Here is a 12,408-nt window from a genome sequence, read left to right as displayed (position 1 = left end):
CTCAGGAGTATGAATTATTAATTAATAAATTTGTCTGTTTATGCACATTTGACACAGAGAAAGTAAGACTTTGTTTTAGCTTCGTACCACACCATTACTTGAAGAGCATCATACTATCTTAATATTATTTGTGTATAATTTAATCATCTAATATGTCTTAGGACAAAATCAATGGCAATTTATAAAGCACCAAAACCTCAATACACCAATTGGGAATGGTTTAAATTTATTGGTCTTCGCACGGTTTTTCCTCCTGTTTTACTCTGGGATCTATTAAAACTCGGTGTGAATAAGTTAGCAGGAAGGACTATAAGTGGCCTGGTTTTACCAGCTCAAAACGAAGATTTTTCACGTTGGAAGATTACAGATGCCTCCCGATATAATACGGATCAAATCTCCTGCGAACAACATAAAGTTATTACTCATGATGGAGCAGAACTTGATACCTTTGAGGTAACACCTGAATCGCAAAAGAAGGTTGAGCCTAAATACCAAAAATATATCATTAATTTTGTCGGTAATGGCATGTGCTACGAGGATATCGTAGATGAGATGCAACAGGATGCTGTAGACCTAGATGCGAATATAGTTGGTTTTAATCTTCGAGGCGTAGGCCAAAGTTCGAGTCGTGCCTTATCGAAAGATGATTTGGTAACCGATGGTATTGCTCAGGTACAACGTTTGCTCGATCAAGGCGTTTCCCCACAAAATATAACATTGAAGGCCCATTCCCTGGGCGCTGGTATTGGATCTTTGGTTGCCAATCATTTTCATCAACTAGGTCAACCTATAAATATCTTCAATAGCCGTTCATTTTCAAATATCACCGATTTTTTGGTAGGTCATGCACGTCTGGAAAAAAATGAAGCCGGAGATGCTGTAGGTCATAAAGAAAGCTTTGGAGGTAAAATATTAGGGTGGATTTTCAAACCAATCGTTAAATTGGCTGTTATGTTAGCTAATTGGGAAATTGATGCCATTGATGCATTTAAAAACATTCCCAAAGAATATAGAGAATATATTGTTGTCAGATCAAGGAAAGAAATAAGAGAAAATCGCATTGACGATCCTGTAATACCTCACTATGCCTCTATACATAAGGGACTTTCAGATGAGCGAAAAGCAGAAAAAGCCAAAATTGATCGCTTGATTTCAGCTACTGATAAAAACGATACAAGCAAAATCGAAGAATTAACAGCTGCCAGAAAAAAAGTGAGCAGTGATAGAAAAATGGAAACCGCGTATAGCGGTGCAGATGGCCATAATTCTGATCCGAATAGGTTGCATAACAGATCTGGTAAGTCTGCTCACACCTTTTTCAAAGAATTTGTGGCTAGAGTGAAAGAAGATCATGGGGTTGAACCTACTAATAACATGACTCTTAAGTAGAAGGAATAGTGATTTAATCTCACTAAACCTTATCCATGCTCCCTCTTTTCCCGCATGACGGGAAAAGGGGTTATACAACCAGACCCCAGACAACAAAAACAGTGAGACAACGAAATCAGAATTGATTTTATTTTATTTTATTAATATCAGAGGGGGCAGATTCTATTGCTTGTTCAATATCTTCAACTTTCTTCTCTGATTCAGTTTTTCCAAAAAACATTAATTTGTTAACTGTAATTTTCTCATTTTTGTTCCAAGATTTTGCCGCTTGATATAGAGCATGACCGGCAAGGGCCAATAAACCAATTCCAGTTAAACTGATCAGAATATTTGCAACAATAGGTTTCCAAATTTCTCTGTGTTCTCTCATTAAATCATTTTTACTATTCAATAGTACTTTAAAATCTGCTTTAAATTTCAATAACTCCTGCTCATCCGGTTTTTTATTCAGGGAATTTTTATAAAAATCATCCAGCTTCGTCTCTAAGGCATTCGCAAGAGACTGAACTTCTTTTCCTTTATCCAGATCATTGGATGTTAGAGATATGCCATAGTCTCTCATGATTTTAATTTGAAAATAGATATTTTTTAGGTGTATGTTGGTTGATTTAAGATCATCAAATGCAATCCCTTCGTTTTTCCTTACACCAGGTTGATTTGAAACATCCCGATGAGATTCAGCTAAATCATGATGGCTTCTTTGTGATTCAGGGACTTCCCCCCTCTGAACAATTGATGGGATTGGTTTTAAATCAGGCTCAGTCAGCTTTGGTCCGACCACATCATTAACTTGTACCACAGGCGAAGGATTTTCTAATGCCAAATGTTGTTCATTTAACGCAAGAAACTCATCCACTTTGAATAAATGTTTAAAAAATTCGGTAATATCTTTATCTTTTACTTGCTGTTCTAGAAATTCGCCAAGATCTACAAAAATTTGCCCCTCAGCAAATACAGCAACGTCATCATTTATATTTTCTCTTATCTCCCTTTCAGTATATCCAGGAACATCCTTCCATAGGCCTATATCTGAAATTGTTGAGCCTTTCTTTACTGCAAATCTAAAAACATCAAATAATGCAAATTGTAATTTTGATGAATCTCCCTCTGGGCACTGAACAGTTAATGTTTTTCCATATGCTCCTGAATCAGAGGCTATAGTTGTATTAATACCCTGATGTTTAATGCTAAAGCTATCCAGGAACAATCCTACATTATCAGCTATGAGCTGTTCTCTTTTAGCTGTTTGACCATATCCGGCTGTAATCTCCATTGGACCAGGTATTTTTGCCAAAGCACAAGCCAGGTTAAAAGCGCCGATATAAAAAAAATGACACTTACCACCACCTAAAGCGTGTTCATATCTCTGGGTATCGTTTGTGGAAGGAGAAAAGAGACTAACTTGTAAGAGAGGCCATCCGGTTGTGGAATTACGTTGAATTAAAGGGATTTTTTCAAATCTTCTTTTCCCTTTATTATGACTTTCCAGCAAACTAGCTTGGACATTCTCTGATAAAAAGATAACAGGCATGATTCAATCCAGATAAATATTATTATTAATTATAGCAGGCAAAAATTAAAACAGAGTGAATTATTATTAGATCTAGACATTTTATATTTTACCGATACAAATGCCTGTATCACCCTTAAAATCAAGAATCTGGAACATTACAAAGCATATTTACCTTTAGTAGTGCACATGTTAGAGGCATGATCTATCATTCCAGTTAAAGATAATCACTAATGGGTCGACAATAAATAATAAAAATCAAGGGAATTGTAATGAACAAGAGTGAACTTATGAATGGTGCAATGATGATATTGAACATAATTTAATTCACTATACATGCACTATTGGTGATTACATGACTGATAAAATATATCAGAATCAATAGGACAGTTACCCTGCTCAGGTTGCATTACAACAAGGCTACGTTGTTTGATATATAGGGATAGAACTATGGAATATCTAGAATATCTATTATTTTCCTCCATATCTATTGGGATGTTCTTTATCATTATTCTGCTGTTTTTATTGTTAGGCAGATACGTGGCTACACATCAATTCAATGTATTTTCTGTCAAGGTTCAAAAAAAAACCAAAATCACCGAAGACATTAAAGTATTTGAAGCGACTATTTATACCATCATGGGACTTTTAATAGCATTTACATTTTCTGGAGCGAATTTAAGAGTAGATGAACAAAGAAAATTAATTATAGAGCAAATTGACTCCATTATAGCCACCCGCCATTTTTTAGATGTATTGCCTCAGCCTGTACGTAAAGAAGCACAAGAGGTATTTAATAAATACCTGGATGGGCAAATTAAATGGTATAAAAATCGTTCTACTGCAGCTGATAAAGAAAACCAAAGACAAATTTATTTGCAATCACAACAAAAATTATGGCATCTGGTTGTTGATACCTGCATTCAAAGAAAGATTAGTTCGTGCAATGGACTTTTGCGCACCTTAAATAACATGATGGCATTAGAAAATAAAGTCACCCTGTATAAACATATTCACCCTCCTTTAGTTATTTATTTACTGTTATTTTGTATTGTACTTTTAAGCTCCTTTCTTGCAGGGTATCGAATTAGAGATAATTTAAAACAAACCTGGATTCATTTGGTCATATTTTCTCTTATATTATCGATTATGATATTTATGATTATGAATTTGGAATTTCCTCATTTGGGCGTATTCAGTGTGAATATATTTGGTAATTTTAATGAGGCGTTTTTGAAGTTGCGATCATTGTTATAATAATCAGTTCAGACTCATTATTAAATCAAATGATTATATAAACTCTTTGTAAGATGCAGCTCAGCCTCATAAAAATTAAGAAACCAATAAGTGATAGTCTGCCCCCATCAATTTGATATATCTTAAAAAATCATGATATTCCTGGAAGCTAATTTAAGCTTGCCAAGAGACTTTAAACCCAAAAAACAGGATGTTTTTTAGTGTATCAAATTGTTTATTAATATAAAATTTGGATCCGACCCCTTATATGGTTAGCATTGCCAATTAAAATGGATTTTGCCAAATCAGCGAACTTAACATATGGAATAGATTATTTTCAGGAGAACTAAATGGACAAACACTATAATTATCTGATTATTGGTGGAGGATGTGGTGGATTAGCAGTTGCAGCACGTTTAAGAAGAACATTGAAAAATCAAACCATTGCACTTATTGAACCTTCAAGTACACACTATTATCAACCTCTTTGGACTTTGGCAGGAGCTGGAATAACTAGTTTTGCTTCGTCCCAAAAACAACAAAAGAATTTAATTCCATCAGGAGTGGAGTGGATTGCTGATCAAGTCGTAAAGATTGATCCAGTAAATCAACAGGTACAGTGTGCCAATGAGACCGTGATTCGATATGATTTTTTAGTGGTGGCTACAGGACTGGAAACTCGTTTTGACCTTATTCCAGGTTCTGAATTTATTGGAAGCGATGGAATTTGTAGTATTTATCATAAAGAATCAGTAACTAAAACGGCACAGATGATTAATCAATTTAAAGGCGGGGAGGCTATTTTCACTATGCCTCCTGTCCCGATTAAGTGCGCTGGTGCACCCCAAAAAATCATGTATTTATCTGATGCTATATTCAGAAAAAACGGGGTACGTCAGCAAACGAAAATATCCTTTACAACCGCTGGAAAAGTGATGTTTAGCGTACCCTCATTTGCAAACAGCCTGACAAAGGTTGCTGCTGAAAAAGAAATTACCACCCTATTCTCTCATCGTTTGACCAATCTTGATCCCCAACAACGCATAGCATTCTTTGAGAAAACCAGTGAATACGAACAAGACGGAGTCATGAAATCAGAGACCCAACAAATATCGATGCATTTTGATCTCTTGCATGTGGTTCCCCCTATGACCGCTTCCAAATTAATTCGAGAATCAGGACTCGCGGTTGAAACAGGTGCTCAGAAAGATTGGTTGAAAGTAGATATGCATACATTACAACATATCGATTATAAGAATATATTTGGTATTGGTGATGTAAATGGTGTTCCTAATTCAAAAACAGCCGCTGCAATTCGCAAACAAGCCCCTATAGTTGTGGAAAATATCCTCTCTGTTGCCAAAGGCGAGACTCCTAAAGCTCACTATGATGGTTATTCGGCATGCCCCATAATTACAGATATTGGTAAAGTAATTCTTGCTGAGTTCGGTTACGATGGCGTATTAATGCCAACCTTTCCGTTGGATATGACCCAACAACGCCGAAGCATGTGGTTCTTAAAAAAATATATATTTCCTAAATTATATTGGCACGGAATTATAAAAGGACGAGCGTAGATAAAACTGCGGAATTCATCGCATCTCGAGTTCGAGCCAAGATATCTTAGTCATCAACAAACGTGTCCTGTATTAAACGAAGTCGTAATACAGGACAGATTCTAAATACGGGAATAAGTCTACCCCATAGTTTTGGACTTATTTTCGTTAAGTGGTACTGCAGACTTTTTTTATTTGCCCGAAAAGCGTTTCTTAAATATAAAAAAGTGCTTTGGGGTAAAGCACCCTGTATTACGACTTCGTCTAATACAGGCTACATTTGCTGATAAAGCGGGAACATGACATTATTGTTCGAATTCTGTATTGTTTAAGTTATAAAGAATGTGGTACTCATACATTCATCAAAAAAGGCTGCTCAGTGTTATTGGCATTTTATTGGTAGAAAATTAGTCATTGTATAATTAATTAATTTGTTTCTTGCTTTAATCGTTTCCATTGTGAACTTAATTACCGTTGTTTCCACTGTTTCCGTTATTTCCGCTGTTTCCGTTGTTTCCGTTATTTCCGTTATTTCCGTTATTTCCGTTATTTCCGTTATTTCCGTTATTTCCGTTATTTCCGTTATTTCCGTTATTTCCGTTGTTTCCGCTATTTCCGCTGTTTCCGCTGTTTCCGCTGTTTCCGCTGTTTCCGCTGTTTTCGCTGTTTCCGTTAGAATTATCTCCTCTACAACTTGCAGGACGATATTTGTCGACCAATGTACCCCCAGTACAATCCCAGGTTATTACTCTAGAATCAACATGAAATGTCGGGGTTAGTATTATTGTGCCGTTACCTGAATTTGGAGTGTAAGTAATAGTTATAAGCCCATTATCTATGGCAATTGAAGATACATTAGATGTAGGATTAGGCGGCGTATATCCTGCGCCGAGATCATTCAAAGGGAGTACTCCATTTGAATTAGCTGACTCAGATACTGCTACTTTTGCGGTATCCGCTAATTTTAAACCCTCTATAACGCGAGCTCTAATTGTATAATCTTGATAAGCAGGAATAGCAAATACAGCAGCAATTCCAATTATAGAAACCACAACCATTAATTCAATAAAAGTGAATCCACGAACGGTCATTAACTTTCTCAACACATACAATTATCTAACCGATTTACTAATTATAGTCTGTATGCCTCACCCATGCATTCCAAAGGTTTATGAACCGTAGAGCCGTAGCCTGTATTAGACGAAGTCGTAATACAGGATGGAATCTAAATACTTTAACAAGGCTAACCCATAATTTTAAATCCGCATTAAACAGATCTTTTCGATGTTATTCAAAAAAAATGGGGGTAATGCTTCCTGTATTACGACTTCGTCTAATACAGGCTACGCGTTCTATTTTAGTTAAAGCCATCCGATAACTTTATCGTGGAATAATTTTATATTCACAAAGATAATGATAAGGTGCTTCAGAATCACGTGATAAAGTAAAATAAATATCACTACTTCTGGTGATGGGTACATAACTGTCAAGACATGCGTCTTTATAACGATTGTTCTCATCATTTAATTCAAACCACACTAAAAGATAATTATCTATTCCGATTCGATCTTTATCAATTTTTACATTTTGAGCATAAGCCTCAATTACAGGGACTTCAGGTTCGATATATTGTTCGTAGGGGATACCGTCTTTATTATAATTTATTACCGCGAGAGGCCTGAATGTGTCGGGCGTATTATTGGTAAAAAACAAACGGACGTTGTAAGCATAAATATTGATAGTAAATAATAAGCAAATAAATAAAACAGATTTTTTCATCGTTGATTCCATAATATCGATCGAAGTTGGTTCATTATTCCCTAATAAGAACAATGACTAATGGCTAATTTCCTAAAGCCAGGTGTGCTGCTTGGATGTTTACATTAATGATCTCCTTATCACGACTTGCCATAAAATGATGGCAATAAGATACCGTACTTTTCTAATAATTCAAGAAAAACTGCAAAGCAGAAAACAACCGTAGCCTGTATTAGACGAAGTCGTAATACAGGATGGAACCTGAATACTTAAACAAGGCCAACCCATAATTTTAAATCCGCATTACCAGAGATCTTTTCGATGTTATTCAAAAAAAATGGGGGTAATGCTTCCTGTATTACGACTTCGTCTAATACAGGCTACGTCTCCTCCAAGTCAACCTAGCGAGTGTAACCACTGAGTTGAAGTTGAGAGCTAACGTTCAACAATGTAGAATTCCTTGCCCAACCAGGCTATTCCAGATGTTATAATTTAGCTGTAATTCGAGGTATACAATGAAATTAATGATTAAAATCAATATGATAATATGGATATTTTTCTTCACTATATTGTCCCATGCCCAAAATGATTCAATACAATGCCCCACCCTGTCTGAATTAGGAGTTACTCAATTTAATGAAGAGAACTTCAATTTACCCCTTCCCAAAGCATCAGACCAGACTTTATGCGGTCTGCATTCAGATGGATATTCTTGTTACTGTGCGTGGAATGTTACGAAAGAACACTATGCACAAGGTTGGTTGATAATAATTACTCTCTTATCAAAAGACGGTGAAGATGCACTCCTGAATTTAAATCAATCAGAGATATTCTATAACCCCAGTGTTTATGACTCAATTCTTGGATGTCATGGGAGTCTAGGTACTATCGAATGGAACTTATATTCTTCTGACAGTCTCTCTGCAAAACGCTACCGGAATGAAGGGTAATCCTGGTTCACAGTGCACTGGAGAGCTCTCTGGTGTACTTATCAGTTGGCATTGGAGCCAATGAGGTCACACCTTACCTTTCGCCATGTCCATTATACACTTCCTGCTTTTGTTTTTTCTAATGCAGTACTCACTTCACTATACAAGATAGTTCTTTTCGAAGAGACAGCGTCATTATGTGAATATGAACAATAGAATTCGCTACGCTCATAACTTCCCGGATTCCATCCGGGCATTTGATAGCCTGAATTTATAATTGTAGCCTGGATGCAACAACGTGAAATCCAGGAAACTATGAGCGCAGCGAATTCATTCTAATAGGCATCTATTCATAGGTTAATGACAGCACCCAAAGGATGGGAAAATTTGTACCTACCCTTCATTAATGAACATAATTAAGCAAGAGTAGTAGCAACTGTCTTGAATGAAAATTCAAGACAGTTGCTACGCTTGTTCCCTCAATTCCGATTATTGATTTGGACAGCCTGCCTGATGGTAGCGAACTAGTGCGTTGTATATAGCTTGATAATCTGCAAAAGATTGTTTATTCGCTTTTATATCATCGAACACAGCATTTGTGCGTAGGCAATTACCTACCTCAGCAATATTGGAATGATCTCCATTAGCTTTCTTATAGGACATAAAGTGTGATCCGCAATGAAGATGTGGTCGTTTTGAACCTGGATTCCCTACATATTCCTGATTATTGCAAAAGTCTCTCTTGTAATTGAGTTTCATTAGATCAGCATTATCTGCAAATGAAATGACAGGAAGAGAAATAAACAAACAAACAGCCAACAATGATGATTTATTTACCATGGAGATCAAAAATTAAGAAAAGAGTTCTGAATATATCACGTAAAGCTATTGTGTCAAGAGAGGATGTAACTAACCATTGATAAAAATAATGTTGATATTATCTGTATCTCCTTTCACTTAAGCTCGTGTAGGTCGAGCAATTTGTTGCCCGACCTACATTTTCTCAAATACTATCAATGGGGTCAGACTCGATTGATTTGAGGGTAATTTGTTTAAATCATAATTTTTATGAGAAACAATAATCAATCGAGCCTGATCCCATTGATTGTTAATAATAAATTGTAATAACTTCTATAGAGAGCGATTGTCTAAAAGGCGTTCTGCGGCGTCATCATCTAACATGACTCCATGATCAACCAAATGAATTTCCTGAACATATGCTCTTTCTTTGTGTGAAACTCCGAACTCCAGGTAGCATTCAGCATAGGTGTAATGCCACACTCTAACAGGTTGTTTTAGCCGAGTAGAACTTTCTGCTACAAAGTCACAATTTCTTTTGCTGTCATCAACAAAATCCACTTCTATAAAAGATTCGAAAGGTATTACAAAATAATTTTGTTCAATGACCTGCTCTAGACATAGTCCTTTGTTTCTTCCATCAGAAAAAATAACGCCGTCTTTAATTTCAATCATTTTACCATCAAAAGAAAAAGAGCCATCTTTTAAGACACCCTCACTGAAGGAAACGCCAAGGGTTTGCAATAACTCTAGAGTTTTGTCTCGTAAAGCCCCATTTCTGGCGGTCAAGGCAATCACTTTCACACCGTTATCTTTTAACGAGTTAATTTGTTCGGCAATATTAATTTTAGAATCAACCTGAATCATGTGGGTTGAGTTGAGCTGGGCAAGATTATAAATAACAATAGCACGTTGCAAAGCTTCTTCTGTGTCATGCCCGTCATTGATAAACTGCTGCATTCGAAATCTAAACCAAGCATCCAGGCCAATAGTCTGAGGCACTCTTCCCACCGTATCATCAAGATCCAAAATCACCAGGGAACCTGGTTTTGCATGAGATAAAATATGAACCATGTCGTCATGCTGAATTACCTGACAAGGAGCCTTGCTATTCGAACCCTGATTATTACTTTCTTCTACAAAAAACTTAAAACTGTTCATTAAATATTTACCATAACTACAAATGGACGCGAACTTTACTACAGGCTCAATATTAGAGCAATCAAAAATAGACACCGGCATTATAAAACTGAATAATCAAAGGGGACAAAACGGATAGGGGTCAGTGTGGGGCTCCTCCATTGATTGGCAATGAAAGGCCCGATGTTCTCTTTGCTGACAACGACTTAATCGGTATTCCTCATCGCCTGGTGGTCAATCTGGAACAAGCTAGTGTAGGTCGGGCAATTTGTTGCACGACCTACGCTTGCTCAAGCCAGCTCTATTTTTATCTTAGCTTTAGCAATTAACACTTCCATCTTGATACTTCATAACTACTCACCCGGTACGTCATCCCGAGCGTAGAGAGGGATCTCCAATTTTGTAGCACAGTGCCTATTCATGGAGATCCCTCTCTACGCTCGGGATGACGTGCAAGTAGTTACGGTACTTCCATATAAAGGTATATTTTGAATCAAACTCCAATATTAATAAATACAAAGTAACAGTATAAAAATACCCAAGTACACCCAGAAGTACACCTAGCAGAATTTTTGATTTTTAAAGGGTTTAACTAAGAAGATGCAAGGTACTGATTTTAAAAGGGAATTGATGGTCGGGACGGAAGGATTTGAACCTTCGACCACTAGCACCCCATGCTAGTACGCTACCAGGCTGCGCTACGCCCCGATTGGTAGGGAATGATATCTAAGTTGGGGTAAAATAACAAGGGTTTAAGGCTGGATTGTGTTCTATGTGTTGAATCTTGGGTTGATTTCCCGGGTTATTGAGGTGTAGTTCTCACCCGGGGATGTCTTGATGTTTGGATTTTTGCTCTTTGAAGATTAATCATGAGATTAACTTGTTAGAAATAACTCCAATACTAGGGGCTGTTGTCATTTCAATGATCACTGCCTACGTCCTGCGCTTCATGCGCAGGATCCATTAAGAACTTGCTTTCAAAGACCAATTAGCACATTTGGAACTGAATGGATTCCGCGCATAAAGCGCGGAACGCAGGCTTCGGGACCAAATGCCTATAGCCCCTAATCTCTTCCTGTAAATTTAGGGCCATTGGTAATGTCGAAAGGATTGGGCAGTAATGAAGTGTATTTTTGTAGGGCTTCTACTGCAGGATCCAGCTCGGGTGTTACTACTGACTTGTTTGGTTGTGGCAATGGGAATGTTTTTGTTGGCAATAAATTCTTATCCATTAATTGTTGTACAAACGTGTCGTAGAATTTGGGGCTGGGGATCTTGATGGTTAATTTATTTGCTTCTCGAGTCAGCGTCATGGATTCCAGAGGGATCTGGGATTTATCCAGTGACTTTTTAAACGAATCAAATTCTTTCTCAATTTCATCAAACAGATCATTCAATGCGTCCTGATCTTCTTTAGACAACTCTCTTTTTGCCTCGAACACTATAGAACCGAGTTCCATATTCAGGGTAATGCGTAATAAAGCATAGGGATCATTAAATTCATAAATGAAATCGGAATCTGCAGTCAATTCCCATAATTCACTGTTAAAAATGTTCTCCAAAGATGATGGTTTTTTTAATGACAGAGACATCATCTCATGATTTTTTTGTTCTTCATCCGATTGACTGTCACGGCTGCTGCTTTCAGATTCGCCGCCGCCTCCGCCACCGCCATGTCCACGGCAAATGGGTAAGCCCATTGATCGGCATATATTGCATGGATTATTCTCTATAGCGCGTGCGCGCTCTTCTTTCGGTGATTCTAGTTTTTTCCTTTGTACTGGCATAATTTAACCCTGGAATTAATATCTTGTTTATAGTAATACAGGAGAATCTTTGACTTTTAAAGTTCCTGATGAATTTTGCAAAAATTTTACAATTAATCTATTTATCTCACTAAAATATCTTGGCGTATAGTTACACTTTCTATTCCTACTTCCCGCTACTTGCTAGCGGATCCAGTCTGAAATGAGCATAATGATCCATTTAGTAAGCATAATCAGATGCTAATTTGATGCATGGATTCCCGACTTCGCGAAAATAATAAATGATGTTTGATCCCCTCATCCGCCTTTCGGCACCTTCTCCCTGA

Annotated in this window: 9 protein-coding genes, 1 tRNA gene and 1 pseudogene; 4 read left to right on the top strand and 7 right to left on the bottom strand. The window is 37.0% G+C overall.

The window, feature by feature from the left end:
- Window positions 1-171: 171 nt before the first annotated feature.
- Window positions 172-1,389 carry an alpha/beta hydrolase family protein gene (locus IZU94_RS11570; RefSeq protein WP_203110781.1) on the top strand — a complete coding sequence of 406 codons (1,218 nt, stop codon included), beginning with the start codon at window positions 172-174 and terminating at the stop codon, window positions 1,387-1,389.
- A 127-nt stretch (window positions 1,390-1,516) separates the two neighbouring features.
- Here the strand turns inward: IZU94_RS11570 and IZU94_RS11565 are convergent, their stop codons facing one another.
- A complete protein-coding gene (locus IZU94_RS11565; RefSeq protein ID WP_203110779.1) occupies window positions 1,517-2,920 on the bottom strand; it encodes a hypothetical protein in 1,404 nt (467 codons plus the stop codon).
- A gap of 429 nt (window positions 2,921-3,349) precedes the next feature.
- Between IZU94_RS11565 and IZU94_RS11560 the strand changes: the two genes are divergently transcribed.
- Together IZU94_RS11560 and IZU94_RS11555 are read left to right on the top strand one after the other, a co-directional pair.
- Complete coding sequence (locus IZU94_RS11560; RefSeq protein ID WP_203110777.1) at window positions 3,350-4,156, top strand: bestrophin-like domain; 807 nt, start codon at window positions 3,350-3,352, stop codon at window positions 4,154-4,156.
- A 329-nt stretch (window positions 4,157-4,485) separates the two neighbouring features.
- Complete coding sequence (locus tag IZU94_RS11555; RefSeq protein WP_203110775.1) at window positions 4,486-5,712, top strand: NAD(P)/FAD-dependent oxidoreductase; 1,227 nt, start codon at window positions 4,486-4,488, stop codon at window positions 5,710-5,712.
- Window positions 5,713-6,377: 665 nt separating this feature from the next.
- Here IZU94_RS11555 and IZU94_RS18440 read toward each other — a convergent pair.
- Both IZU94_RS18440 and IZU94_RS11545 read right to left on the bottom strand, forming a co-directional pair.
- Window positions 6,378-6,782: pseudogene (locus IZU94_RS18440) on the bottom strand (pilin); the annotation flags it as partial.
- A gap of 289 nt (window positions 6,783-7,071) precedes the next feature.
- A complete protein-coding gene (locus IZU94_RS11545; RefSeq protein ID WP_203110771.1) occupies window positions 7,072-7,470 on the bottom strand; it encodes a hypothetical protein in 399 nt (132 codons plus the stop codon).
- A 494-nt stretch (window positions 7,471-7,964) separates the two neighbouring features.
- Between IZU94_RS11545 and IZU94_RS11540 the strand changes: the two genes are divergently transcribed.
- On the top strand, window positions 7,965-8,399 hold the full coding sequence (locus IZU94_RS11540; RefSeq protein WP_203110769.1) for a hypothetical protein: 435 nt from the start codon (window positions 7,965-7,967) through the stop codon (window positions 8,397-8,399).
- A gap of 468 nt (window positions 8,400-8,867) precedes the next feature.
- On the opposite strand, the gene IZU94_RS11535 is transcribed toward IZU94_RS11540, so the two are convergent.
- The 4 genes from IZU94_RS11535 to IZU94_RS11520 all read right to left on the bottom strand — a co-directional run bounded on the left by IZU94_RS11535 (window position 8,868) and on the right by IZU94_RS11520 (window position 12,103).
- Window positions 8,868-9,218 carry a hypothetical protein gene (locus tag IZU94_RS11535; RefSeq protein WP_203110767.1) on the bottom strand — a complete coding sequence of 117 codons (351 nt, stop codon included), beginning with the start codon at window positions 9,216-9,218 and terminating at the stop codon, window positions 8,868-8,870.
- Between the two features lie 291 nt (window positions 9,219-9,509).
- Entirely contained in the window at window positions 9,510-10,337 is an 828-nt protein-coding gene (locus IZU94_RS11530; RefSeq protein ID WP_203110765.1) for a DUF2608 domain-containing protein, read from the bottom strand.
- Between the two features lie 610 nt (window positions 10,338-10,947).
- A tRNA-Pro gene (locus tag IZU94_RS11525) sits at window positions 10,948-11,024 on the bottom strand.
- A gap of 356 nt (window positions 11,025-11,380) precedes the next feature.
- Complete coding sequence (locus IZU94_RS11520; protein ID WP_203110763.1) at window positions 11,381-12,103, bottom strand: hypothetical protein; 723 nt, start codon at window positions 12,101-12,103, stop codon at window positions 11,381-11,383.
- Between the last annotated feature and the right edge of the window lie 305 nt (window positions 12,104-12,408).

It is taken from the genome of Legionella bononiensis (assembly GCF_016786215.1).
Lineage (GTDB): Bacteria > Pseudomonadota > Gammaproteobacteria > Legionellales > Legionellaceae > Legionella > Legionella bononiensis.
The sequence above is the reverse complement of the archived record's forward strand: the minus strand, read 5'-3'. Positions and strand labels throughout refer to the sequence as shown.